Consider the following 26,535-nt stretch of genomic DNA (forward strand, 5'->3'; position numbering starts at 1 on the left):
TCGCTAAAACCATAATTTTTAATGTATTATGAAATATTTAGGTATATAATTATAATAATAGCATAATTTTGCCGATATATTTTGAATTCAATAATTTAAATCGACGTTAATGAGCTCAATGAAAGCAAAAATAGATGCATTTATGGATGAGGTGAAGTCCCGTAATGGACATGAACCAGAATTCATTCAAGCCGTTCAAGAAGTGGCGGATACGGTAATACCTTATATTGCCGATAATGATATATATAACGGTAAGAATATCCTCTTAAGAATGGTGGAACCGGAGAGACTGGTTTCCTTTAGGGTCGCTTGGGTCGATGATGCGGGCGAAATCCATGTAAACCGTGGATATCGCATACAAATGAATTCTGCCATTGGACCCTACAAAGGCGGTTTGCGCTTTCATCCAACGGTAAACGCAAGTATTCTTAAATTTTTGGCTTTTGAGCAAGTTTTCAAAAATAGTTTGACCACCCTTCCCATGGGAGGTGGTAAAGGAGGGTCGGATTTTGACCCCAAAGGGAAGTCAGACGATGAGGTAATGCGTTTCTGCCATGCCTTTATGTTGGAACTCAATAGGCACATAGGTCCCAATACAGATGTGCCCGCGGGCGATATAGGTGTTGGTGCTCGGGAAATTGGGTACTTGTTCGGGATGTACAAAAAAATCCGAAATGAGTTTACCGGGGTTTTGACCGGTAAGGGTCTTTCCTGGGGCGGTTCCAAAATCCGTCCAGAGGCTACCGGATATGGTACCGTTTACTTTGCCGAAAATATGTTGAAAACCAAGAATGAGAACCTTGACGGTAAAACCGTCGTAATTTCTGGATCAGGTAATGTAGCACAATATGCCGCTGAAAAAGTAATCCAACTAGGTGGTAAGGTCGTCACGCTTTCAGATTCCGGTGGCTATATCTATGATGCCGATGGTATCGATACAGAAAAGCTGAAATTCGTTATGGACCTAAAAAACAATAAGCGTGCACGTATTTCTGAATATGTTAAGGAATATCCCAACGCAGAATATAGAGATGGTAAGACTCCATGGGACGTGAAATGCGATATTGCCTTGCCATGCGCCACCCAGAACGAGTTGAATGAAAAGGATGCCAAGAAACTATTGGACAACGGATGTATCTGTGTTGCCGAAGGGGCCAATATGCCATGTACCGCAGATGCCGTACATGCCTTTCACAACGCAAAAATCCTTTTTGCCCCCGGAAAGGCTTCCAATGCAGGTGGCGTTGCAACCTCAGGGCTTGAGATGTCTCAAAACTCCTTGCGCATAAGTTGGACCCGAGAGGAGGTCGATGAACGCTTAAAAGGTATCATGTCAGATATCCACGATTCCTGTATCGAGTACGGTATGGAGGAAAATGGCTATTGTAACTACGTAAAAGGTGCCAACATCGCCGGTTTCGTAAAAGTGGCGGATGCCATGTTGGCCCAAGGGGTCATTTAAAGGAATATATTTTATTGTAAGGCCCATCCTTTTTAAGGATGGGCCTTTTTGTTAGGTAAAAGATCAGTTTGGATAGTAGCATCATATTTTATCCTATTTTTATGCCCTAAAACAAGGGCTTGCTATTCAATTCTTTTGAGTTTTTGGTTTTTCTGATTGTTGTCTTCGGGCTCTATTGGTTCGTTTTCAACACCAAAACCAAGCATCAGAATATCTTACTGTTATTAGCGTCCTATAGCTTCTATGGATGGTGGGACTATAGGTTTCTGTCCCTTATTTTCATATCCACACTAGTGGACTATGTAGTAGGCCTACAAATTCACGGAACCGTTAAAGCATCCCAAAGAAAAGTATTATTGGGAATAAGTCTGGCCTTTAATATTGGTCTGTTGGCATTCTTTAAATACTTCAATTTCTTTGTGGATTCATGGATCCAGGTATTGGATAATCTAGGATATCTCACACAGAATACATGGTCGTTGAACATCATACTTCCCGTAGGGATTTCCTTTTATACCTTTCAAACCATGTCCTATACCATTGATGTATATCGAAAGAAACTGGTGCCAACCAAAGACTTTATTTCCTTTGCGGCCTTCGTTTCCTTCTTTCCCCAGTTGGTAGCGGGGCCCATAGAGCGTGCTTCCAATCTGCTGCCACAAATATTGGGAAGAAGGAACTTTTCCTATGAAAAGGGGATGCAGGGATTACGGCTTATTTTATGGGGCTTGGTGAAAAAGGTTGTAATTGCCGATGTTTTGGCCCTTAAGGTAGACGATATCTTTGGCAACTACCATGACTTTGGTGGTGGAGTCCTCTGGTTGGGAGCCGTCTATTTTGCCATTCAGATCTATTGTGATTTCAGTGGATATTCTGATATCGCCATTGGGGTTTCCAAATTGTTCGGTATAGAATTAATGTCCAATTTCAAGTTTCCCTACTTTTCAAGAAATGTGGGTGAATTTTGGCGGAGATGGCATATTTCCCTGTCCACATGGTTTAGGGATTATCTTTATATCCCGCTTGGGGGTTCACGCATGGGCAAATGGAAATCTCTTAATAATGTATTTGTAATATTTTTGATCAGTGGACTGTGGCACGGGGCCAATTGGACCTTTGTAGTTTGGGGGGCGGTACACGCACTGTTGTTCGTTCCCAGTTATATTATGGGGCGAAATAGAAAATATACCGATGCCATTGTTGCGGAAAACTCCTGGTTTCCCACCTTAAGGGAATTCGGTGAAATACTGCTTACCTTTTTATTGGTTGTTTTGGCATGGGTGTTTTTCCGAAGCGAATCATTGGCATCCGCTTTGGAATACCTGAATTTTATGTTCACCAAACTGGATTTTCCACCGATCTATAAAAATGGTCTGTACAGTGTAGGTTCCCTGCTCTTTTTGGATTGGATCTTTAGAAAGGATGAACGTCTCAATTTTACTTTTTTAAAGAATATCAACAAAAAAGTGTTGGGTATTGCGGAAGTAGCGGTTCTGATAATAGTGGTATACCTAATTAGTTTGAATACCAGTTCAAGTCAATTCATTTATTTTCAATTTTAGATGAAAGCATTTCTCAAAAAGACGGCAATTTTTGGTTTGACGGTGCTAGCATATTTTTCTGCTACAAGCGTGTATAATTACACGATTGACCCTTATGGAATTTTTGGAAACAGAAGGGAATTCAAGGGTATACGGCCCAATGAACACAGTTTAAAAACCAATCATGTACTGCAAAACCCAAATAGGTTCAACAGTTTTCTGTTTTCCAATTCCAAAGGAGGCGTACTGCATGTAAACCAATTGAACACTGCGGCATCCACATGGTACAATATGACCTATTCATTAGGTACTCCAGAAGAATTCTATAAAAGCCTGTTGCTTTTTCTTGAGAACGATGTGCAAGTGGATAACATTATTTTAGCTATGGACGAAGGGGTTATCTACGAGCGGGCGAGCGCCCATGAGAACGACGCCTCTCGAAAGTTCGTGAACCTACAGGAAGATAAAATCCAATGGGAGTTCCTGTTCTTGCCCATTTCCATCAAGAAAATTATGGGGACCGATTTGGACAAAAAACATATTGAACACGATATATATACCGATGGCAATTACTACGCAAATAATGCTTATGAAACGGATTGTAAGCTTCATGAGAATTTGGAGATCCTAGATATTCCCGATGCAGCACCCACTCGTCCGCTGGATTTTTCTTCACAAATTGAAATTCTTAAGAAAATCAAACTATTGTGTGAACAAAGAGGTATCAAGCTAACCTTTCTGGTACACCCCAATTCCTATGATAATTATATCAGTTCCACGGAAAGGAGGATACAATTTGGCTATCTCTTGGATGTACTTGAAAATAATGGTTTTGAACTCTTTAGGCCATACGGTGCAAAGCTATTGGGTGTAAGCCCTTGTTACTGGTTGGATAAGCACCACTACACCAAAAATATTGGGGATGTAATTTTAAGTGAATACGCCCAGCAATGGATGAACAGAGCCATAAGGCAGTAAAGGATATCTTTGTAAAAACCTTTTTTAATGCAGGTAACCACCAAGGCCATTGTTTTGACTTCCATTAAATATGGGGACACCAGTTTGATCGTGCGTATTTATACGGAATCAGATGGTCTTAAATCTTATTTGTTAAGGGGCATTTTGGCTTCAAAAAAAGGAAAGGTAAAAAAAGCGTTGTTCCATCCGCTTTCCCAACTAGAAATAGTCGCCAACCATAGAAATAAAGGCTCCTTGGAAAGTATAAAGGAAGCAAAAATCCACTACCATTATCAGAACGTCCATAACAATATGGTAAAAAATGCCATGGCCCTGTTTCTGGCGGAAATGCTCGCCAATAGTATCCACGAGGAAGAAAGTAACAAGGAATTGTTCCGGTTTCTGGAGGCATCCTTGCAGTGGATGGATATCCATACGGAAATATCCAATTTCCATCTCTACTTTTTGCTACTATTGACCAAGTACCTAGGGTTTTACCCAGATTTGGAAAAGGTGGATGCCCCGTATTTTGATTTGTTGGAAGGTGAGTTTATCTCCACCACGTCCTTAAATCCCATGCTTCACGGTGAAAATATTTCGTATTTCAAATCCTTTTTAGGCATAAATTTTGATGCGATAAGTACGATAAAAATGAGAAAAAAAAACAGGCAGGAACTCCTTCAATCCTTGGTTTTGTATTACGAATTGCATTTGCAAGGTTTTAGAAGACCAAAATCATTGGCAGTCCTAAATGAGGTGTTTAGTTAGTATGAACAGATTTTTACCCTTACTTTTTATTTTATATGGTTGTATAGGGTGGTCCCAACAAGTGATTGTCCTGGATGATGATACCCATGAGCCCATCCCAAATGTGGCCGTGTTTAACCCGGATAAGACCAAAATAAGTGTGACCGATTTCAACGGAAATTTTAATTTCACCCCTTTTTTAAACGAGGAGCGATTGATTTTAAGGCATCTGAGTTACGAAATAAAGAAGCTAACGCGTCTTCAGATAGCCAAAAATGGGTACAAGGTATTCTTACTAATGAAACCTGAGCGACTGGACGAGGTGGTCATGTCCGTCTCCAAGTGGGAACAACAAAAGAAGGAGGTTCCCAACAAAATCGTTTCCATAGATGCCCAGACCATTGCGATGAATACGCCACAGACTTCAGCGGATCTTTTGCAGAGCAGTGGCAAGGTCTTTGTCCAAAAAAGTCAGTTGGGAGGAGGGAGCCCTATGATAAGGGGGTTTGCCACCAATAGGCTGGTGCTTTCCGTGGACGGGGTTCGTATGAACAATGCAATATTCAGAGGCGGAAATTTACAGAATGTCATATCCATTGACCCCTTTAACATCAGGAATACCGAGATCATTTTTGGTCCTGGATCGGTTATTTATGGAAGTGATGCCATAGGCGGTGTGATGAACTTCTACACCAAACAGCCTACGTTGAGCCAAAAGGAAACTGCTGAAATCTCAGGGAACGCCAATTATAGATTCTCCTCGGCAAATACAGAAAATACGGTTCACGCCAATGTAAACATCGGCAAGGAGAAATGGGCGTCCCTGACCAGTTTTTCTTATAATAGCTTTCAGGATTTAACAATGGGGAAGCATGGACCGGATTCCTATTTGAGGAACTCTTTCGTTAAAACCCTAAATGGGGAAGATATCCTGGTGACAAACGAAAACCCAAGAAACCAGGTCCTTACGGGATATGACCAAAGCAACTTTATGCAGAAATTCCTTTACAGACCCCATGTAAACTGGGATTTGAACTTGGGAATCCATTACTCGGAAACATCGGATTATTCCCGTTATGACAGGCTTATAAGACCTTCACGCGATGGTCAAGGATTAAGGTCGGCAGAATGGTATTATGGTCCACAAAAATGGTTCATGGGCAATATGCAGTTAAAAAAGAAAGGTAACGGAAAATTGTACGATGGACTCAAACTCACCGCAGCCTACCAATTTTTTGAGGAAAGTAGGAATAACAGGGATTTTCAAGGTACCGTATTAAATACCACGCGCGAAAAGGTGGATGCGTTAAACCTGAACGTGGATTTTGAAAACAAGAAAATTGGGAATTTTAAACTGTATTACGGCGGGGAGTTTATTTTTAACAAGGTTGGTTCAACAGGTATGGACACCAATATTATCACCGGGGAAATGGCATCTGCAGCGTCCAGATATCCAGACGGTGCCACTTGGAAAAGTTTGGCAGGCTATCTAAATGGCGAATACAAGGCCAAGCCTAATTTCATTTTAATGTCCGGTTTACGGTATAGCCATGTTTGGATAGATGCGTTCTTCGATCGTACTTTTTATGAGTTTCCTTTTGAAGATGCCAACTTAAGTACCGGGGCGTTAACTGGCAGTTTGGGTTTTAGTTGGTTTCCAAAACAAAGTGTTCAGATAACCTTTAACGGCTCCACCGGATTCAGGGCTCCCAATGTAGATGATATAGGGAAAATATTCGATTCGGAACCGGGTTCCGTGGTAGTGCCCAACCCAGACCTGGAATCTGAATACGCGTACAATGTAGAGTTGGGAGTTCAAAAGAATTTTAAGGATAAACTTGTATTGAAAGGAGCTTCCTTCTATACCTATTTGGTAGATGCCTTGGTCCGAAGGGACTTTACCTTCAATGGCTTAAGCCAAATTGAGTACGGAGGTGAATTGAGCAATGTTCAGGCCATACAGAATGCCGCAAAGGCCTATGTGTATGGTTTTGAGTTTGGATTGGACGCATATTTGTCAGATCAATGGTCGCTTTCGTCCAATCTTACCATTACCGAGGGGATTGAGGAGGAAGAGGACGGTACGGACTCACCGGCAAGACATGCGCCACCTACTTTTGGTGATTTCCATGTAAAGTGGAAGAAGGAGAAAATATCCACTGATTTTTTCCTGAATTATAATGGTGAGGTAGCCAATGATCAATTGGCGATATCTGAACAATCCAAGGATTACATCTACGCCAAGGATGAAAATGGAGATCCTTTTTCACCATCTTGGTATACCCTAAACTTTCGCTCCCAATACGCCATTGCGAACAACCTCAACGCAACGCTAAGTTTGGAAAACATAACCAATCAGAGATATAGGACCTATTCTTCCGGAATTGTGGCACCGGGAAGTAACTTGATATTGGGTATAGGGTATAATTTTTAATATAAAAAGACCCGTCAACCGGGCCTTTTTTGTTTAGAATTCGTGTGCTTCCTATTTTAAGAAAGTGCAGGTTTTTTTACTGTGAAATTTTATCTGCTGCTTCCTTGGTGGCGTCCTTTACGTCCTCACCAATTTTTTTCGCTTTGTCCATAGCCTCTTCGCCGGCCTCTTTTGCGGAATCCAAAGCATCCTCTCCTGCTTCCTTGGCAGAGTCAATGGCTTTTTCTCCTGCCTCTTTCATGCTTTCTCCAGCTTCCTTGGCTTTATCCATGGCGTCTTCGCCAACCTCTTTTAGGTCGTTTCCGGTTTGCTCCAAAGATTCTTCGGCTTGGGTGGCTGCGTCTTTCGCCTTTTCTGCCGTTTCCCTACAGGAAATAAAAGAAGTGCTCAAAGCCAAAACCAATACGGTGCTTACTACTAATTTTTTCATGGTGTTAATTTTTTAGTGTTTGTACCCGTATATACGAGGGAATACCCTTTTTGGATCAAGGGACTTGTATTCTCTTTTGGGGAATTTTCTATTTGAGCCATTTCATGGCGGGGTAGGGCCACAGTTCCAACTAAATTAATTAATTTTGCGGGCTTAAAACCCAGAACCATAAGCATTTCGTATGAAGTTCGCAGAATATAAGGGATTAGACTTGCCTAAAGTTGCAGAAGAAGTTTTAAATTACTGGAAGACCGCCAAGATTTTTGAAAAGAGTATTTCTTCCAGGGAGGGTAAGGAAAGCTATGTCTTTTTTGAAGGGCCCCCATCAGCGAATGGAATGCCGGGTATCCACCATGTAATGGCGCGGACTATCAAGGATATTTTCCCTCGCTATAAAACAATGAAGGGCTTTCAGGTAAAAAGAAAGGCCGGTTGGGATACGCACGGACTTCCGATCGAATTGGGCGTGGAGAAGGAACTGGGTATTACGAAAGAAGATATTGGTGTGAAAATTTCCGTAGAGGAATATAATGCAGCCTGTAAGAATGCGGTAATGCGCTACACGGATGTTTGGAACGCCATGACCGAGCAAGTTGGGTATTGGGTGGACATGGATGACCCTTACATTACCTACAAGTCCAAATACATGGAATCTGTTTGGTGGTTGTTGAAACAGATTTATGAAAAAGGACTTATATATAAGGGGTACACCATACAGCCGTATTCTCCAAAAGCGGGTACTGGATTAAGTTCTCACGAACTGAACCAGCCAGGCACCTATCAAGATGTTACGGATACCACCGTAACGGCCCAATTTAAGGCTGTGGAGGAAACCTTGCCAGACTTCCTTAAAAATGAGGGAACCATTTATTTCTTGGCATGGACAACAACACCGTGGACACTTCCCTCCAATACGGCTTTGACCGTTGGTCCCAAGATCGATTATGTACTGGTAGAGACCTATAATCAGTATACATTTGAACCAATGAATGTCATACTTGCCAAAAACTTGGTAGGTAAGCAATTTGCAGGAAAATATTTTGAGGTTTCGGAAAAATCGGATTTAATCCCCTATGCGAAGGAGGACAAAAAAATTCCGTTCTATCAGGTAAAGGAATTTAAGGGAATTGACCTTGTAGGGATTCGATACGAACAGCTTTTGGATTATGTACTTCCTTATGAAAATGCTGAAAATGCGTTTAGGGTCATTAGTGGGGATTTTGTTACTACGGAGGATGGTACGGGTATAGTACACACGGCCCCAACCTTTGGCGCTGATGATGCCTTTGTGGCAAAACAGGCCGTTCCGGAAATACCTCCCATGTTGGTATTGGACGAAAATGCGAACCTTGTCCCGCTCGTAGATTTGCAGGGGAGGTTTAGACCGGAGTTAAAGGAACTTGGCGGAAAATATGTAAAGAACGAGTATTATGAGGAGGGGGAAGCCCCGGAGCGTTCCGTTGATGTGGAGATTGCCATAAAACTTAAAGAGGAAAACAAGGCTTTCAAGGTTGAAAAGTACGTTCACAGCTATCCCAATTGCTGGCGTACCGATAAGCCTATTTTGTATTACCCTTTGGATTCCTGGTTTATAAAGGTTACGGATATTAAGGACAGGATGTTCGAGTTGAACCAGTCCATCAATTGGAAACCCAAGGCAACTGGCGAAGGAAGGTTTGGGAACTGGTTGGCGAACGCAAACGATTGGAACTTATCCAGGTCGCGGTATTGGGGCATTCCTTTGCCCATCTGGAGAACCAGTGATGGTAAGGAGGAACTGATAATCGGCTCTGTTTCTCAATTGAAGTTGGAAATGCAAAAGGCCATGGAAGCTGGCGTTTTGGAGAAGGATATTTTTGAGGACTTTGTGGTAGGGGATATGTCCGAAGAAAACTATGAAAAGATAGACCTGCACAAAAATATTGTGGATCAGATCACCTTGGTTTCGCCATTGGGGAAACCCATGAAAAGGGAAAGTGACCTGATCGATGTTTGGTTCGATAGTGGTTCAATGCCCTATGCGCAATGGCACTATCCCTTTGAAAACAAAGAATTGATCGATGCGGGAAAGACATTTCCGGCAGATTTTATTGCGGAAGGTGTAGATCAGACACGGGGTTGGTTCTATACCCTTCATGCCATCGCTACCATGGTGTTCGATTCCGTAGCCTATAAAAATGTGGTTTCCAACGGACTCGTACTGGACAAGGAAGGTAAAAAAATGTCCAAAAGATTGGGCAATGCTGTAGATCCATTTGATACGATGAAGGAGCATGGTGCGGATGCTACGCGATGGTATATGATTAGCAATGCCAACCCATGGGACAACCTTAAATTTGACTCGGAGGGTATTGTTGAAGTCAAGCGAAAATTCTTCGGGACACTTTACAATACGTATTCATTTTTTGCCCTGTATGCCAATATTGATGCCTTTTGCTTTTCCGAGGAAAATATACCTGTGGAGGATAGGCCTGAAATAGACCGATGGATTCTGTCCGAACTTAATTCGTTGATAACCTTGGTCGACGGGGCCTATGCAGATTATGAACCTACAAAGGCCACACGGGCAATTTCCGATTTTGTGCAGGAAAACCTCAGCAATTGGTATGTTCGCCTTTGTAGGAGGAGGTTTTGGAAAGGGGACTACCAAAAGGATAAGATCGCAGCGTACCAAACACTCTATACTTGCTTGGTAACGGTGGCCAAACTTTCAGCGCCAGTGGCCCCGTTCTTTATGGACAGACTTTATATGGACCTGATCGCGACAACGAAATTGGAGCCTTTTGAAAGCATACACTTGGCAGATTTTCCAACATCGGACAAAAATTTGATAGACGTGGCCTTGGAACAAAAGATGCAAAAGGCACAAACCATTTCGTCCCTAGTCCTGTCTATCAGGCAAAAGGAAAAGATAAAGGTTAGACAGCCACTTCAAAAAATTATGATTCCAATTTTGGACGAACAGGACAGAATGGATATTTTGGCAGTATCGGACTTAATAAAGTCGGAGGTAAATGTTAAGGAAATAGAACTTTTGGACGATGCCTCTGGGGTTTTGGTAAAGCGCATCAAGCCAAATTTCAAGACCTTGGGACCAAGGTTCGGTAAAGAAATGAAGCAAATCGCAAACGCGATAAATGCTCTAAATCAGAAAGATATCCAAAAAATTGAACAAGAAGGCGAATTAACCCTTCAAATAGAAAATAAAAACATTATTTTACAGTTTCAGGATGTAGAGATAAGTTCCCAGGATATTGAGGGCTGGTTGGTGGCCTCATCCGGCAAAACAACGGTCGCATTGGATATTACCATCAATGAGGACCTAAAGAAGGAAGGTATCGCGAGGGAACTGGTCAACAGGATCCAGAATTTAAGAAAGGAATCTGGTTTTGAAGTGACTGACAAAATTGACATTAAGATGCAGAAGGACGGTCTTGTAGAGCAGGCCGTAACCAGTAATCTTAGTTATATAAAGGCGGAAACTTTGACAGCAGAATTGAATTTTGAGGAATATTTAGAGAATGGCACTGAAATTGCCTTCGATGAAGTGAACACTAAATTGTTTATTGCAAAACATTAACGAGATGGCAGAAGATTTAAAAGTTAGATACTCGGACAAGGATTTGGCGGAGTTCAAGGAATTGATAGAGGAAAAAATAGAAAAAGCAAAAAGTCATTTGGAGCTTCTTAAAAGCTCTTATATGAACGATGGAAATAATGGAACGGACGATACGTCCCCTACGTTTAAGGCCTTTGAGGAAGGTTCCGAGACTATGAGCAAGGAGGCGAATACCCAATTGGCCATTCGCCAGGAAAAGTTTATCAGGGATTTGAAAAATGCCCTTCTAAGGATAGAGAACAAAACCTACGGTATTTGCCGAATCACCGGCAAACTCATAAATAAGGAGCGTTTAAAATTGGTGCCACATGCCACCTTGAGTATAGAAGCCAAGAATATGCAAAAATAATCGAAACGCCTTCCGGGGCGTTTTTTAATGGTCCGTTTTGAAATTATTTCCCTTAGTTCTTCTCTTGATAGTAGCACAGGTTGCCGCTCAAAAGAAGGTGCACAAAGTTTTGTTGGGCGAATCCGTAAAGTTGATACAGGTCAACGCGGAAAACTGTTACGAGGTCATTTTGGAAACTGGCGATAACGAGGAAATCGAGGTAGATGCCCAAATGGACGGGGAATATAGTGAGGACCTACAAATGAATTTTTCCGAAACAGGAAATACTTTGGTACTTGGGGCAGGATTCCAACCAAGTTTTGTAAACCCCAATGACAAGTTAAGTGCCCACAAGGTGGTTTCCATTGCATTGAAGATAAGGGTACCATCCTATAAAAATGTACAAGTGTACGGTAATAGCGCCAGAATTATCGCTTTTGGGAATTATTCAAATTTGGATATTACCCTTTCCGATGGAAATTGTGAACTACATAATATCTCGGAAGAAGTGAATGTAAGGACCCAAAGTGGCAATATAGTGGTATATGCCAATAGGGCAACCATATCGGCGGAAACAAAATATGGCCAATATCAAAAGGACACTATCCCTAATGGCTTCAACCGTTATAAGTTAAATTCGGTTACCGGAAATATCATACTGAACAAAACCGAATAATATTTCTATTTTTGCGCCGTTGAAAAGCTCATGAACCTAAAAAAATCCATTTTATTAATAGTATTGATCCTCCTCATAGACCAATGGAGCAAAATATACATTAAGACAAACTTCGTATTGGGTGAATCTGTTGATGTCTTCAGTTGGTTCAAAATCCTTTTTATTGAGAACGAAGGCGCGGCGTGGGGAGCCAAACTAAGCGATGTGCTCCCTATTTCCGATGCTACGGGTAAGCTGGTCCTCACCATTTTCAGGTTGTTTGCCATTTTTGGGATCGGCTATTGGTTGTTCGATGTAATTAAGAAAAAATCCTCAAAAACATTGATAGTTGCGGTTTCCTTGATATTCGCAGGGGCCTTGGGAAATATATTGGATTCTGTTTTTTACGGTCTCATTTTCGATGACAGCTACAATCACGTAGCCACCTTGTTGTCCGACGAACCTTATGGAAAGGTCTTTTACGGTAAAGTTGTCGATATGCTCTATTTTCCTTTAGTGGATACGACCTGGCCGGAATGGATGCCCTTTTTTGGTGGTAGTAATTTTCGTTTTTTCGAGCCCGTCTTTAACATTGCGGATACGGCCATAAGTACCGGGGTTGGAATTTTATTGGTTTTTAATAAAAGGGCATTTGGAAAGAACGAGGAGGAAGAGACGGTAGTTGAAAGTTCAGAAAAAACCGAAAATCCTCAAGGGGCCATAAAAGAATAATTTTTTTGGGGAGTTACACAGTAATCCAAAGGAACATCTCCGGGAAAGGCATCGCTTATTAAAGGTTCCGCTTCAAAAAAACTGAGCCCCACTTTTAAAACATCTGGTTTACAGCTTGCCAAGAAGTTATCATAAAAACCTTTGCCATAGCCCACCCTGTGTCCATGTATATCAAAAGCCAATAAGGGAATGAATACCACATCCATTTTATTTGGTTCAACCTTTATGCCGTCCACCGGTTCCGGAACGCCCCAAGAATTGTTTTTGAATTTGGTGTTATCTGTGAGTAAGAAGTGCTCTAATACGTTCTGCTGTACTTTTGGGACGACGATATATTTATCCTTTCCCTGTAATATGGACAATAAATTGATGGTATCCACCTCATGTTTTGAAGTTATAGGAAGAAAAAGATGGTAATAATCTTTTGACCAAATAGGGAGTTCCAATGCCTTGTTGGAGATGTCAAGACTTTTTGCTGCAATCTGACTTACGGAGAGCTGTTCTCTAAGGACTGAATATTTTAAACGCAAATCTTTCTTCAACATAATTGAAAAATGATTTGAAGTACCTTGGGCACTATTTAATCTTTTCCTGCCACAGCAAAGAAAACTTTAAAAAATAACATTAAGATGAGGTAGGTTCCGAGTGTTATAATGTAGCTTTCCATATAGTAAACAAAAAGTATTTGAGGTTCTGTTTCAGTTTAAATGTAAGTAAAAAAATTATTAAATCTCCTTGAAAAGCGCATTTTTATCGTTAAAAAGCATATTTTTATAGGAAAATTAACAGATAAGAGAATATAAATTTCATCTAAAATAATATAATTCACTAATAATCAACATTTTAAATAAAACCATATATAATCAATCCTTTCATATTCCAATATGACAAACTACCGTTAATTTTTTGAACAATTCCAACTATTGTTTAGCCACCACCCTCTATATCGTAATTCTTTTTTTTTGTAGTTAAAATGCCTATAAATTTTTAGCTGTTTCAAGAAAAGCATGTAAATTCAAATCCATCGATTTAAGAATTAGTTCAAAAGTAGTATGTCCCAAATTCCTATTGACGTCCAATTAACCGCACTGCCCAATGGACCGGGCGTGTATCAGTTTTACGACAAGGACGATAAAATTTTATACGTTGGGAAGGCGAAAAATCTCAAAAAGCGGGTTTCGTCCTATTTTAACAAAAATCATGAATACGGGAAGACAAGGGTACTTGTAAAAAAAATAAGGGGCATCAAACACATAGTTGTGCCTACGGAGTCAGACGCACTTTTGCTGGAAAACAATCTGATCAAGGAATACAAACCACGCTATAATGTTTTGCTCAAGGATGATAAGTCCTATCCGTGGTTGTGCCTAAAGAATGAGCGGTTCCCAAGATTGTTTCCCACAAGACGTGTCATTAAGGACGGTTCTGAATATTATGGGCCATATACCAGTATGAAGACCGTTAGAACGCTTTTGGACCTCATAAAAAGTGTGTACCCGCTCAGGACCTGTACGTATGATCTGTCCGAAGAGAAAATTAAGGCAGGCAAGTATAAGGTCTGTTTGGAATACCATTTGGGTAATTGTAAAGGACCATGTGAAGGTCTTCAGAGTTCCGAGGAATATAACAGGCAAATTGCCGATATAAAGGAAATCATAAAAGGGAATTTTAAGTCCTCTCTTCAATATTTCAAGGGTCAAATGAAATCCTTGGCAGAGGAGATGCGTTATGAGGAGGCCCAGCGTATAAAGGATAAGATCGATGTTCTGGAAAATTACCAAGTAAAGTCTACTATCGTTAACCCAAAAATTAGCGATGTGGATGTATTTACAATAATTTCCGATACTGCCCTGGCCTATGTGAATTTTCTTCAATTGTCCCACGGATCTATTATCAGGTCCCATACCATGGAGATCAAAAAGAAATTGGATGAACCCGATGAAGACTTGCTTCAATTGGCCATCGTGGAAATTAGGCAGCGATTCAATTCGCAGTCCAAGGAACTTTATCTTCCTTTTGATGTTGCATTGGATGCAACCTTAAAAATAACCGTACCAAAGCTTGGTGACAAAAAACGGTTGCTGGAACTTTCTGAGCGTAACGCCAAATTTTTCAGACAGGAACGGTTTAATCAAATAAAGATCATTGACCCTGATCGACATACCAATAGGATCATGGCCCAAATGAAGAAAGATTTGAAATTGTCCGAAGAGCCCAGGCATATAGAATGTTTCGATAACAGTAATATACAAGGCACCAATCCTGTGGCGGCCTGTGTCGTCTTTAAGGATGGCAAACCAAGTAAGAAAGACTACAGGCATTTTAATATAAAGACCGTAACTGGACCGGACGATTTTGCTTCAATGGAGGAAGTTGTGTTCAGAAGGTATAAAAGGCTTTTGGAGGAGGAGGAACCCTTACCCCAATTGATAATAATTGATGGGGGCAAGGGTCAGCTCTCCTCGGCACTGAAAAGTTTGGATGCTTTGGGGCTTCGGGGAAAAATAGCGATTGTAGGTATTGCGAAGCGGCTTGAGGAAATATATTTTCCTGGGGATTCCATTCCGCTTTACCTGGATAAAAAATCTGAAAGTTTGAAGATTATCCAACAATTAAGAAACGAAGCTCACAGATTTGGTATAACTTTTCATAGAAATAAAAGGAGCAAGAGTGCTATCAATTCAGAATTGGAAAATATTGAAGGGGTAGGTGAAAAAACAGCACGGGATTTGTTGAAAAAATTCAAATCCGTTAAGCGGATCAAGGAAGCTTCCTTGGAACATTTAACCGAAGTAGTGGGTGCTTCCAAAGCAAAAAAAATATATGGTGCGTTTCATTGAATCAGAAATATCGGCACGATGGATAAACAAGGGTGCTGTATGGCTCCTAATGTTTCTGTTTACTTTAAACTGCCTAGGTCAAAACCTTCAATCAAAAAAACAGAAAGTTGGACTCGTGCTCAGTGGGGGTGGTGCCAAAGGATTGGCGCATATTGGGGCCTTAAGGGTAATAGAGGAAGCGGGCGTAGAAATTGATTATGTGGGCGGAACCAGTATGGGTGCCATTGTGGGCGCATTGTATGCCGCAGGATATACGGCGGATCAATTGGATTCTATTTTTAGGGCGACGGATTTCGTCGCTTTGATCCAGGATAATCTACCCAGGAACGCCAAGACCTTTTATGAGAAAGAAGATTCCGAACGCTATGCATTGACATTGCCTTTTGACAATTTTAAGGTCAGTGTACCCACCGCATTTTCTGGAGGGCAGAACATTTACAACGAACTTGTCAGGTTATTGTACCATGTAAAGGACGTAAATGATTTTTCCCAGCTTCCGATTCCTTTCGTCTGTATTGCCACGGATATTGAAACAGGCGAGGAAGTTGTCCTGGATTCAGGATACTTGCCCCAGGCCATCATAGCCAGCGGTACCTTACCATTCCTGTTTGAACCCTCCAGTATTGACGGCAGGGTCTTGATCGATGGTGGAGTAGTCAATAATTATCCAATTGATAAAGTGAGAAATATGGGTGCGGATGTAATTATAGGTATTGACGTACAGCACGATCTTTCCAAGAGGGACGCTCTTTTGTCCGCAACGGAAATATTATCACAAATCAATAATTACAGGACCGTAAGGGACATGGTGGGAAAGTCCAAAAAAACGGATATTTATATAAAACCGGATATTGAAGCCTTTTCAGTAATAGAATTTGACAAGGCTGACGAGATTATTGAAAAAGGGGTAACAGCGGCAAAGGAAAAACTGGGTGATCTTAAAGAGATTTCAAGCAAAGGGGCCGTGGTTAGATACCCAATAGACTATAAGGGCCTCAACGACTCCATAACGATCAATAGATTGATCATTAATGGTAACAACCAACATACAAGGGGGTATGTAAAGGGAAAGCTTCGGTTTAATTTGGCAGAACCAATTACGTTTAAAAAATTGCAGCAGGGAATTAGCAATTTGACAGCTACCGGTAATTTTACCACAAATAGGTATAAATTGGTCTCTAATGGTGCCGGGGAGGATTTGATATTGCGATTGAACGAAACGCCCAATACCTTGTTCATTAGGTTGGGCGCGCACTATGACGACCTTTATAAAAGTGCCGCGATAATTAATTTCACAAAAAGAAATTTGGCCCTACAGGATGATGTAACCTCTTTTGACCTTATTCTTGGGGACAATGTCAGATACAATTTTCAATATTATGTGGACAAGGGATCCTATTGGAGTTTTGGATTGAACTCACGATTCAGTGCCTTTACGCAGGACATAAACTTTGCTTTGATACGTCAAAATTTTGATGTACCCTTTGGAACGAACCTAAACAGCTTGAACCTTGATGTTTCTGATCTTACCAATCAATTGTACATTCAAACGGTTCTCAGGGAAGAGTTTGCCTTTACGCTGGGAGCTGAATATAAATATTTGAAATACAGCACACGAACCATTGAACCTTTTTCCGGGGTAGAGGAAAATCTTACTAATACCGCTTCGGATGATCGGTTCTATTTCGAAAATGGGAGCTTTGTTAGCGTATTTGGAAATTTAAAGTTGGACACCTATGACGATAGGTACTTTCCAACTAGGGGATTGTATTTTGATGGGGATATGCATTATTATATTCTTTCATCGGACTTTAATCAGAATTTTAAGGATTTTTCGATTTCCAAGGCAAAAATAGGTGCCGCTTTCCCAATACTTAAAAATCTTTCAATGAACATTGAGACCGAAGGTGGCTTTAAATTGGGAACCTCAGGCGTGACTACCTTTGATTTTGTTTTGGGAGGATTTGGGACGGACCTGATCAATAATTTCACCCCATTTTTTGGATATGATTTTTTAAGTCTCCCCGGTAATAGTTTTGTAAAGGCTTATGGAAGGCTCGACTTTGAATTCTACCCCAAAAATCATTTGCTTTTGGCGGCCAATTACGCCAATGTGGAGGATGATTTATTTAGAACGGGCGAATGGTTTACCGCCCCGGATTTTTCCGGGTATGGAATTGGATATGGGTGGGAATCATTTATTGGGCCAATACAGGTACTCTATTCTTGGTCCCCAGAGGCAAATAGTTCAAACTTTTTTTTCAGTATTGGCTATTGGTTTTGATTAATAAAGCGCGGTATTTGGGGCAATTTTCTTAAGGGATTCATAAATCTGAACCTCAAATGTGAATTACTGTTAAGTTGAAAGTTAAAGTAAGTTAAAACCTACCCTAGTAGAATAGTATGTTTTAATTTTACCGACGTAAGGGGTGGTTCCCTTACAACTTTAAGTATTGGTTTTTCATAATTTAAAGTTTGGTTGGTTATTTAGGAAAAGCCCAGTTATACGACTGGGCTTTTTTTGTGCAATACTTTGGAATAAATTTTGTTTAAGTTATTGTAAGGACGTTTTTCATGAAAAAGGGAATAGTATTTTTACATAAAATTAATCATATGAAAAAGGTGTTGGTCATACTACTTTTAATGGGTACGAACATTCTATCCTCACAAGCACGGCAATCTGCCTTTAAATCTGGGGAATGGCTCAAGTTCAGAATGCATTATGGTTTCCTGAACGCCAGTTATGCTACCCTTCATGTAAAAAATGCCACCATCGATTCCATTCCGGTCTATCATGTTGTAGGCCATGGCGAGACTACCGGATTTGCAAGTATTTTTTTTAAGGTGGACGATACCTATGAAAGTTACTTTGACAAGAGAGATGGCAAGCCCTACAGATTCATTAGAAAGATAAATGAAGGGGGGTATACCAAGGATGTGGAAATCAACTTTGATCATACCAATGACAAAGCCGTACTTAATGATAAAAAAAACAATAAAAAGTTTAATTTTGACCTTCAGGACAGTATACAGGATTTAATTTCCGCCTTTTACTATTTAAGGAACAATTATAATCCCGAAGACTTAGTTGTTGGTGAGGCCATTGACTTGAAAATGTTGTATGATGATGATGGTGTTTTCAATTTTAAATTAAAATACCTAGGGAATGAGATAGTCAACACCAAGTATGGAAAGGTGGAATGTCTGAAGTTTAGGCCCTTTGTGCAATCCGGCAGGGTCTTTAAGGAGCAGGAGAGCTTATCTCTTTGGGTTTCCAATGACGATAATCGTATTCCTATCAGGATTAAAGCAGATTTAGCGGTTGGTGCCATTAAGGCAGATTTGGATGGTTATAATGGTCTAAAGCATCAATTCAAGATATTAATGGATTAATTTAGAATGGAGGACAAGGAGCGGGTCAAATCTCAAATTTTAAAACTTGAGGAGAAGTATAGGGATTCCGGCCAAGATCTTAGCTCTTACTTGGATGGGTTATTATATCAAAGATATTTGACCTATTGGGATTATATTCACCTAGATACCCTTTTAAGCTTACAAGTACCAAGAACACATTTCCCGGACGAGGAAATCTTCATCATGTACCATCAGATAACCGAGTTGTATTTTAAACTCATTTTGCACGAGCAAAAACAATTGGTGGACGACAAATCCCAGAACCTTGATTTTTTTGTAGAAAGGCTTCGGCGAATAAACAGTTATTACACGGCACTTATTTCTTCCTTTAGTATCATGATTAAGGGTATGGAGCGGGAACAGTTTCTTCAATATAGAATGGCCCTTTTGCCCGCAAGCGGATTTCAGTCGGTACAATATAGAACGATCGAGATTTATGCCACACCGCTTGAAAATTTGGTTCACGAATCCCAACGGGAACAGTTTTCTTCGAACAATACCGTAGAGGAACTTTATGAAAATATTTATTGGAAAAAGGGCGCTACGGACGTTACAACGGGAGAAAAAACCCTCACCTTAAAACAGTTTGAATACAGATACACTCCTCGATTGGTGCGTACGGCCAAGCAATTATTAAACGGTACCATATACCATAAATACGTAGCTTTGCCAGAAGCGGGCAGGAAAAATAAGGAATTGCTTGAAGCGTTAAAGACAATGGATTTGAACGCGAATGTAAATTGGCCGTTGATGCATATGGGTTCCGCCCACCGGTATTTGGGAAAGGATTCGGGTGATTTGAACGCTACCGGTGGTACAAATTGGAAGGATTATCTACCTCCAAGTTTTCAAAAAATAGTGTTCTTTCCAGAGATATATACGAAAGAGGAATTAAACGAATGGGGCAAACAATGGGTGGACCATATATACAACCCCAATAAAATAAATACTTAGACTCATGCGAAAATATTGGGGCATAATATTTACGTTGGTTTTGTTAGGGGCATGTCAAGAAGAAAAGGTGACAGTAGATCATGAAGCAATAAAGATAAGCCCAATTGAAGACCCTATAATTACCCGTTTTGGATTTAATTTCGAGGACTTTAGCGTGCATCAGGATACTATCAAATATGGCGATAGTTTCGGCGAGTTGATGTTAAAAAATAAGGTGGAATACCCTAAGATAGCAACAATCTCAGAAAAATTTCGGGATACCTTTGATGTTAGAAGAATTAGGGTGGGAAAACCTTATCTGATATTAAAAACCAAGGATACTACAGAGCAGGCTCAAGTCTTCATATACCAAAATAATCCCATTGATTACACCGTAGTGGACTTTCGGGACAGTGTACAAGTATATAAGGGTAAAAAGAGGGTAAAGTATGTAGAAAGGGAAGTTTCCGGAATCATAGAGACCAATTTGTCAGAGGCCATTTTGAATCAAGGAATAGATTACAGTGTTACGCACAATCTCGCCAATGTTTTTGCTTGGACAATAGACTTTTCAAGACTTCAAAAAGACGATAAGTTTAAGATTATCTTTAAGGAAAAATATATCAATGATACCGTTTATGCGGGTACAGAACCCTTAGTTGCTGCATTTTTTGAGCATAATGGAGTGCCCCTTTATGCATTTTCCTTTGAAGGTGACTCTTTAAAAAATCAAGTGGACTATTATGATCATGAGGCAAATAACCTTAGACGGGCCTTTCTTAAGATGCCTGTAGAATTTGGTAGATTATCATCTAGATATAACTTAAAACGAAGAATTCGCTACTATGGCTATAAAGTAAGACCGCATAAAGGTACGGATTTTGCCGCACCTATTGGAACCCCAATACTTGCCACAGCAGACGGTACGGTAACAGAATCGACCAGAAGGGGCGGTAATGGGAAATATGTAAAGATCAGGCATAACGAAACTTACTCCACTCAGTACCTTCACATGAAAAACCAAAATGTTAAGAAGGGGCAGTTTGTGCGTCAGGGCGATGTCATAGGATGGGTTGGAATGACCGGAAATACAGGAGGTCCCCATGTATGTTATCGCTTTTGGAAGAATGACAGACAAGTAGACCCCTTACAAGAGGAACTACCACTGGCGGAACCACTTGCCGAGGCTTTGAGACCGTATTACTTCGCATATATAGAACCTATAAAGGAACAATTGGACTGTATAGTCTACCCAGAGAGGATTGAAGAAGATGATTTGTTAACACTTAATGAACTAGATGGCACTAAATAACATTGACCCAACTACCACCAATGCTTGGAACAAACTAAAGGATCATTATAACACCACAAAAAACCTCCATATAAAAGAGCTGTTCGATAAGGATGAAAATCGGGCTCGGCAATTCAGTATAATTTGGAACGATTTTCTTTTGGATTATTCCAAAAACAGGATTACCACGGAAACCGTACAGTTGCTTTTGGATTTGGCCAATGAGGTTGATTTGAAGGGGGGCTTGACAAAGTATTTTAACGGTGATGATATTAACCAAACCGAAGGTAGGGCCGTATTGCATACGGCTTTGAGAGCCAAGGAAACCGATGAAATTTTTGTAGGTGGCGTAAACGTTGTTCCTGAAGTATATGAAGTAAGAAAACAAATCAAGGCTTTTTCGGAGTCTATTATTAAAGGTGAAAGTAAGGGGTATACAGGAAAGAATTTTACAGACGTTGTAAATGTTGGTATTGGAGGTTCGGATTTGGGCCCAGCCATGGTTACCGAAGCCTTAAAATTCTATAAAAACCATCTGAACCTTCATTTTGTCAGCAATGTGGACGGTGATCATGTTCACGAAGTATTGAAAACCTTGGATCCCGAGACCACTTTGTTCGTTGTGGTTTCCAAAACGTTCACTACACAGGAAACCCTGAGCAATGCCACCACTATTAAAAAATGGTTCTTGCAACATGCTACACAAAACGATATTGCTAAACACTTTGCTGCGGTTTCCACGAATACGGAGAAAATTGCCGAGTTTGGCATTTCAGACACCAATGTTTTCCCTATGTGGGATTGGGTAGGGGGAAGATTTTCATTGTGGAGTGCGGTGGGTCTTTCCATAGCCCTTGCTGTTGGATATGAAAACTTTGATTCCATGTTACAGGGAGCCCATGAAATGGATGTCCATTTCAAGGAAACTGAGTTTAAGGAGAACCTCCCGGTTTTGATGGCACTCTTGAGCATTTGGTATAATAATTTCCATCACGCCGAAACAGAAGCTATCATTCCGTATACCCAGTATTTAAGCCGATTTTCAGCCTATTTGCAACAGGGAATCATGGAAAGCAACGGTAAGAGTGTTGGTAGAAATGGGAAACGGGTCAACTATGAAACGGGAACCATTATATGGGGAGAGCCGGGCACCAACTCACAACATGCTTTTTTCCAGTTGATACACCAGGGAACCAAACTTATACCTGTAGATTTTATCGGCTTTAAAAAATCCTTGCATGGGGATACCGACCATCATAATAAGCTGATGGCAAATTTCTTTGCCCAAACGGAAGCTTTGATGAACGGAAAAACCCTTAAAGAAGCGATTGCAGAATTGCAAGAAAAGGGCGCCCCTGAAAAAGAGATCGAACAATTGGCTCCCTTCAAGGTTTTTGAAGGCAACAAGCCTACAAATACCATCATGATAGATATCTTGACACCCAAAAGCTTGGGGGCATTAATCGCCCTTTACGAGCATAAGATTTTTGTTCAGGGCATTATTTGGAACATCTTTAGTTATGATCAATGGGGCGTTGAATTGGGGAAGCAGTTGGCGGGGACTATTTTAAAGGATATAGAGGGTGATAAAATTGCGCCACATGACAGTTCTACATTACGACTATTGCAATATTTTAAGAGTTGATCTGCACTATTCTTATTTTGAAATATAAGTTTATAACTTCTTCATAATCAGTATTTTTTTCTTATTTATTGTAGTAAATTTAACACGGTGATTTAACGTTCCCTTAACGTTGAAAGTCTAAAAATACGAGATTTTTGCACCGGTTTAAAAACTAACAAATACAAGAAAAAATGAAAAAAATCTACTTTGCAATTGCGGCTTTTTTATTGACCGTGACTGCCTTTTCACAAGGGGTAACTACCTCGAGTATGCAGGGTACTGTCTCGGATGAGGCCGGGGAATCATTATTTGGAGCAAACATTGTTGCGACCCATACCCCATCTGGAACGGTTTACGGAGCCATTTCAAACGAAGATGGAAGGTTTTACTTACCTAATATTCGTGTTGGGGGGCCTTACATGGTAAAAGTTACCTATGTTGGATTCCAGGATAAGACTTTTGAGGGGATAACCCTTGGTTTGGGACAAAGTTATAACCTTAAGGTTACACTCAATGAAGGAGTTGAGCTAGAAGAGGTGATCGTTACTTCGCAAAGAGGGGAGATCATTGACCCGGACAGGACAGGACCAACCACAAACCTTTCAAGGGAAAAAATTGATGCTTTACCAACTATCAGTAGAAGTATCAATGATTTTACAAGGCTTACCCCACAATCAAACGGCACCTCGTTTGCGGGTACCTCAAGTCGTTTTAACAATTACACGATAGATGGAAACATCTATAACAACAACTTTGGACTTGGATCTGGTCAATTTGCAGGATCAAACCCAATTTCTTTGGACGCCATTGAGGAAGTACAGGTAAACCTAGCTCCATTTGATGTACGTTTGGCTGGTTTTACAGGTGCATCTGTAAATGCCGTTACTAAATCAGGGACAAACGAGTTCAAGGGATCTGTTTATTACTATTTGAGAAATGATCAGATGCAGGGCAATAAGTTAAGAGGTCTAGAACTTAACCGAGGAGACTCACAAAATGATATAAAAGGTGTAAGTCTTGGTGGTCCTATTATCAAGGATAAACTCTTTTTCTTTGTTAGTTATGAAGAGGAACAGGAAGCCGTACCAGGTTTTACTAGGCAAGCTTCGAGAGGTGGGTTAACTCCAGATGGTTTGCTTATTTCCAGGGTGCCAGGCTCTGAATTGGATTTCATTAGTGAAAGCATGCAAAGTCTTTATGGTTACGAAACGGGGCCTTATGAAAATTATCCTTTTGCTTCGGAGCAGACAAGATTCAATGCAAGATTGGATTATAACTTGAATCAAAACAATAAGTTTTCGTTGCGTTACAATAGATATAATTCTTCCGAAGATGTAAGAATTAATGGGAATTCCAATCGTTTTCTGCCAACAAGATATAGAAATACTAGCAGACAAGGAATTGAGGCAATTACCTTTGCCAATGCCAACTACACCAACGATCGTTTGGTGGAATCCCTGGTAGGGGAGTGGAACTCCAAAGTGGCGGACAATATGTCCAATCAATTGAATATCGGTTACACAGCAATCAGCGATCCAAAAAGAGGGATTCCTGGTGGACAAGACTTTCCATTTATCGAAGTATTGGAGCCAGACCCCTCTGGTAACTTATTGTACTATACTGCTTTGGGTAATGAATTGTTTACGGTAGGAAACCTATTGGAAAACAATGTTTTCAACGTAACCAATAACTTCTCCATATATTCAGGAGACCACACATATACTATAGGCGCAAACTTTGAGTATATGACCTTTAAAAATGCCTTTAACCCTGTATTCAATGGTTTCTACAGGTTTACCAGTTATGACAGTTTCGTAGAGACCGTTATAAATCGTACTCCTGGAGCTTATCCAGATGCCTTTGCCAAGAGTTTTGCATTGGACGGTTCAACAACTCCTCCGGTAGATGAAACCAATTTTGGCCAGTTCGGTATCTATTTCCAAGATGAGTACCAGGTAAACGACAACTTCAAATTAACAGGAGGTTTACGTGTTGACTTTCCTTTCTATGCAACAGATATTCCAAGGAATGACCTTTTGGATGATTTGAACAAGACCTTTACTGATGGAGATGGAAATACGTTTACTCCAGATGTAAGCCAGTTTCCTAAGGTTAGACCACTGTGGTCTCCAAGAGTGGGTTTCAACTGGGACGTGAACGGGGAAGGTAAAACCCAGGTACGTGGTGGAACCGGTATCTTTTCAGGTCGTATTCCTTTTGTATGGCTAAGCAACCAGGTAAATGGTTCTGGTGTTGTTCGTGGAGGATTAGGTTTTGAAGGTGATGAAGTTGTAGACTTTTTAGGGCCGAACTATCAGTTTAATCCTGATGTTACTTTTGGAAACCCAACCAACCCAGGCCAGACCTTGTCCAATGAGTTGAATTTGACGGATCGTGAGTTTAAGTTGCCACAGGTTTGGCGAACCAATATTGGGGTAGATCATCAATTGCCATGGGGCATTACAGGTACATTGGATTTCATTTATTCTAGGGATGTTTCTACACCTATTGTTTATAACCCTGTATTAAGGCAGCCCGATGGTACTTTGGCAGGTCCCGATCAACGTCCCTATTGGGATGGAGGATATTCCAATGATGACGATTTCCGTAATGTGTTCTTGTTAACAAATGCTGATGAAAAGGCAGACTACTATTCATTTACGGCCCAACTTCAAAAGCAATTTGATAATGGTTTTTATGCCATGATCGCTTATACAGCTTCCAGAGCTAGGGATTTGGATGCTTCTGGAGGTTCTCAGGCAGGTTCATTATGGACAGCTACCGTTCAGGAAGATAGGAATAATCCAAGACTAGGATTTGCCTCTTTCGATCAACCAAATCGGTTTATTGCCAATTTGAACTATCAAACGGATAATACAACTATAGCCCTATTTTGGCAAGGTGGGGAAAATGGAAGGTATAGCTACACATATTCTGGAAACTTTGGGGATAACTCCAATAGGTTAATATATATTCCTAATGACGCTTCTGAGCTTAATTTTGAAGAATATACGGCCGGTGGGGTGTTTATTTCAGAACAAGCCCAAATCAATGCATTGAACAATTATATTGCACAGGATGAATATTTGAGTGAAAACCGCGGAACTATTGCCGAAAGAAATGGCGCAAAATTACCATGGGTCAATCGTTACGATTTAAGAATCACAGAAGATATAAATCTGACAAAGGACAACAAAAATAAGATTCAATTGTCTATGGACTTCTTAAACATTGGCAATATGTTCAATTCGGATTGGGGCGTTCCTCAATTCGCGTTGCAAAACAATATTTTGAATTACCGAGGTAGAAATGCCTCAAATGAGCCAATCTATAGATTAAATACGGTATCTGGAACTTCTGAGTTGCCTAGAGAGAGTTTTAGGCCTTCTACTAGTTTAGGAGATACCTGGAGACTACAGGTTGGAATCCGTTACCTTTTCAACTAATATTTAGTTATTTAATTAAAGCCCCGCTTTTAGCGGGGTTTTTTATGGCTAAAAATCATTATTTTTAAAATTCATTTAAAAC

18 protein-coding genes are annotated in these 26,535 nt (G+C 40.4%); 16 read left to right on the forward strand and 2 right to left on the reverse strand.

The genetic code is table 11. From position 1 onward, the window contains the following. The first annotated feature begins 118 nt into the window (after positions 1-118). The 5 genes from gdhA (at position 119) to BFP75_RS06080 (ending at position 7,141) form a co-directional block, all read left to right on the forward strand. Entirely contained in the window at positions 119-1,462 is a 1,344-nt protein-coding gene (gdhA, locus tag BFP75_RS06060) for an NADP-specific glutamate dehydrogenase (protein WP_099544288.1), read from the forward strand. A 119-nt stretch (positions 1,463-1,581) separates the two neighbouring features. Then, the gene (locus tag BFP75_RS06065; protein WP_099544290.1) at positions 1,582-3,024 is read left to right on the forward strand and encodes an MBOAT family O-acyltransferase; all 1,443 of its coding nucleotides are present in this window, start codon (positions 1,582-1,584) and stop codon (positions 3,022-3,024) included. Further along, positions 3,025-3,981 carry a hypothetical protein gene (locus BFP75_RS06070; RefSeq protein WP_099544292.1) on the forward strand — a complete coding sequence of 319 codons (957 nt, stop codon included), beginning with the start codon at positions 3,025-3,027 and terminating at the stop codon, positions 3,979-3,981. It begins immediately after the preceding gene. Positions 3,982-4,008: 27 nt separating this feature from the next. Then, positions 4,009-4,728: a DNA repair protein RecO gene (gene recO / locus BFP75_RS06075; protein WP_099544294.1), complete on the forward strand. Its 720-nt coding sequence runs from the start codon at positions 4,009-4,011 to the stop codon at positions 4,726-4,728. 1 nt (position 4,729) lies between these two features. Next, positions 4,730-7,141 (forward strand): TonB-dependent receptor, encoded by a 2,412-nt coding sequence (locus tag BFP75_RS06080; protein WP_099544296.1) that lies wholly within the window; start codon positions 4,730-4,732, stop codon positions 7,139-7,141. Between the two features lie 76 nt (positions 7,142-7,217). On the opposite strand, the gene BFP75_RS06085 is transcribed toward BFP75_RS06080, so the two are convergent. Further along, complete coding sequence (locus BFP75_RS06085) at positions 7,218-7,571, reverse strand: hypothetical protein (protein WP_099544298.1); 354 nt, start codon at positions 7,569-7,571, stop codon at positions 7,218-7,220. A gap of 181 nt (positions 7,572-7,752) precedes the next feature. On the opposite strand from BFP75_RS06085, the gene ileS reads away from it, so the two are divergent. The 4 genes from ileS to BFP75_RS06110 are packed head-to-tail and all read left to right on the forward strand — an operon-like array spanning position 7,753 to position 12,905. Next, positions 7,753-11,151 (forward strand): isoleucine--tRNA ligase, encoded by a 3,399-nt coding sequence (ileS, locus tag BFP75_RS06095; RefSeq protein WP_099544301.1) that lies wholly within the window; start codon positions 7,753-7,755, stop codon positions 11,149-11,151. A gap of 4 nt (positions 11,152-11,155) precedes the next feature. Beyond that, complete coding sequence (locus tag BFP75_RS06100) at positions 11,156-11,539, forward strand: TraR/DksA family transcriptional regulator (protein ID WP_099544332.1); 384 nt, start codon at positions 11,156-11,158, stop codon at positions 11,537-11,539. 37 nt (positions 11,540-11,576) lie between these two features. After that, positions 11,577-12,194 carry a hypothetical protein gene (locus tag BFP75_RS06105; protein WP_099544303.1) on the forward strand — a complete coding sequence of 206 codons (618 nt, stop codon included), beginning with the start codon at positions 11,577-11,579 and terminating at the stop codon, positions 12,192-12,194. A 30-nt stretch (positions 12,195-12,224) separates the two neighbouring features. Further along, positions 12,225-12,905: a lipoprotein signal peptidase gene (locus BFP75_RS06110; protein WP_099544305.1), complete on the forward strand. Its 681-nt coding sequence runs from the start codon at positions 12,225-12,227 to the stop codon at positions 12,903-12,905. Here the strand turns inward: BFP75_RS06110 and BFP75_RS06115 are convergent. Further along, positions 12,884-13,450, reverse strand: a complete 567-nt coding sequence (locus BFP75_RS06115) for a 5-formyltetrahydrofolate cyclo-ligase (protein WP_099544306.1) — start codon at positions 13,448-13,450, stop codon at positions 12,884-12,886. The two genes, BFP75_RS06110 and BFP75_RS06115, sit on opposite strands and share 22 nt — an antisense overlap. Positions 13,451-13,957: 507 nt before the next feature. Here BFP75_RS06115 and uvrC point away from each other — a divergent pair. From uvrC to BFP75_RS06150, 7 genes are all read left to right on the forward strand, one after another. After that, on the forward strand, positions 13,958-15,745 hold the full coding sequence (uvrC, locus tag BFP75_RS06120; RefSeq protein ID WP_099544307.1) for an excinuclease ABC subunit UvrC: 1,788 nt from the start codon (positions 13,958-13,960) through the stop codon (positions 15,743-15,745). Further along, positions 15,729-18,029, forward strand: coding sequence for a patatin-like phospholipase family protein (locus BFP75_RS06125; protein WP_410504073.1), 2,301 nt, complete (start codon positions 15,729-15,731; stop codon positions 18,027-18,029). The genes uvrC and BFP75_RS06125 overlap by 17 nt, the downstream gene beginning before the upstream one ends. A 329-nt stretch (positions 18,030-18,358) precedes the next feature. Then, positions 18,359-19,138 (forward strand): DUF3108 domain-containing protein, encoded by a 780-nt coding sequence (locus BFP75_RS06130; protein WP_099544335.1) that lies wholly within the window; start codon positions 18,359-18,361, stop codon positions 19,136-19,138. A 6-nt stretch (positions 19,139-19,144) separates the two neighbouring features. Continuing rightward, positions 19,145-20,113 (forward strand): tryptophan 2,3-dioxygenase family protein, encoded by a 969-nt coding sequence (locus BFP75_RS06135; RefSeq protein WP_099544309.1) that lies wholly within the window; start codon positions 19,145-19,147, stop codon positions 20,111-20,113. A gap of 4 nt (positions 20,114-20,117) precedes the next feature. Further along, a complete protein-coding gene (locus BFP75_RS06140; protein WP_099544311.1) occupies positions 20,118-21,404 on the forward strand; it encodes a M23 family metallopeptidase in 1,287 nt (428 codons plus the stop codon). Beyond that, positions 21,391-23,028, forward strand: coding sequence for a glucose-6-phosphate isomerase (gene pgi / locus BFP75_RS06145; protein WP_099544313.1), 1,638 nt, complete (start codon positions 21,391-21,393; stop codon positions 23,026-23,028). The genes BFP75_RS06140 and pgi overlap by 14 nt, the downstream gene beginning before the upstream one ends. A 170-nt stretch (positions 23,029-23,198) precedes the next feature. Further along, positions 23,199-26,453 carry a carboxypeptidase regulatory-like domain-containing protein gene (locus BFP75_RS06150; protein WP_099544315.1) on the forward strand — a complete coding sequence of 1,085 codons (3,255 nt, stop codon included), beginning with the start codon at positions 23,199-23,201 and terminating at the stop codon, positions 26,451-26,453. Positions 26,454-26,535 lie beyond the last annotated feature (82 nt).

The sequence above is a fragment of the Maribacter sp. 4G9 genome (assembly GCF_002742265.1).
In the GTDB taxonomy this organism is placed as follows: domain Bacteria; phylum Bacteroidota; class Bacteroidia; order Flavobacteriales; family Flavobacteriaceae; genus Maribacter.

Excerpts from the sequence above, each read along its gene's own strand:
- gdhA (WP_099544288.1), top strand. The coding sequence starts at position 119 with ATGAAAGCAAAAATAGATGCATTTATGGATGAGGTGAAGTCCCGTAAT.
- BFP75_RS06070 (WP_099544292.1), top strand. The coding sequence starts at position 3,025 with ATGAAAGCATTTCTCAAAAAGACGGCAATTTTTGGTTTGACGGTGCTA.
- recO (WP_099544294.1), top strand. The coding sequence starts at position 4,009 with ATGCAGGTAACCACCAAGGCCATTGTTTTGACTTCCATTAAATATGGG.
- BFP75_RS06080 (WP_099544296.1), top strand. The coding sequence starts at position 4,730 with ATGAACAGATTTTTACCCTTACTTTTTATTTTATATGGTTGTATAGGG.
- BFP75_RS06085 (WP_099544298.1), bottom strand. The coding sequence starts at position 7,571 with ATGAAAAAATTAGTAGTAAGCACCGTATTGGTTTTGGCTTTGAGCACT.
- ileS (WP_099544301.1), top strand. The coding sequence starts at position 7,753 with ATGAAGTTCGCAGAATATAAGGGATTAGACTTGCCTAAAGTTGCAGAA.
- BFP75_RS06100 (WP_099544332.1), top strand. The coding sequence starts at position 11,156 with ATGGCAGAAGATTTAAAAGTTAGATACTCGGACAAGGATTTGGCGGAG.
- BFP75_RS06110 (WP_099544305.1), top strand. The coding sequence starts at position 12,225 with ATGAACCTAAAAAAATCCATTTTATTAATAGTATTGATCCTCCTCATA.
- BFP75_RS06115 (WP_099544306.1), bottom strand. The coding sequence starts at position 13,450 with ATGTTGAAGAAAGATTTGCGTTTAAAATATTCAGTCCTTAGAGAACAG.
- uvrC (WP_099544307.1), top strand. The coding sequence starts at position 13,958 with ATGTCCCAAATTCCTATTGACGTCCAATTAACCGCACTGCCCAATGGA.
- BFP75_RS06125 (WP_410504073.1), top strand. The coding sequence starts at position 15,729 with ATGGTGCGTTTCATTGAATCAGAAATATCGGCACGATGGATAAACAAG.
- BFP75_RS06130 (WP_099544335.1), top strand. The coding sequence starts at position 18,359 with ATGAAAAAGGTGTTGGTCATACTACTTTTAATGGGTACGAACATTCTA.
- BFP75_RS06135 (WP_099544309.1), top strand. The coding sequence starts at position 19,145 with ATGGAGGACAAGGAGCGGGTCAAATCTCAAATTTTAAAACTTGAGGAG.
- BFP75_RS06140 (WP_099544311.1), top strand. The coding sequence starts at position 20,118 with ATGCGAAAATATTGGGGCATAATATTTACGTTGGTTTTGTTAGGGGCA.
- pgi (WP_099544313.1), top strand. The coding sequence starts at position 21,391 with ATGGCACTAAATAACATTGACCCAACTACCACCAATGCTTGGAACAAA.
- BFP75_RS06150 (WP_099544315.1), top strand. The coding sequence starts at position 23,199 with ATGAAAAAAATCTACTTTGCAATTGCGGCTTTTTTATTGACCGTGACT.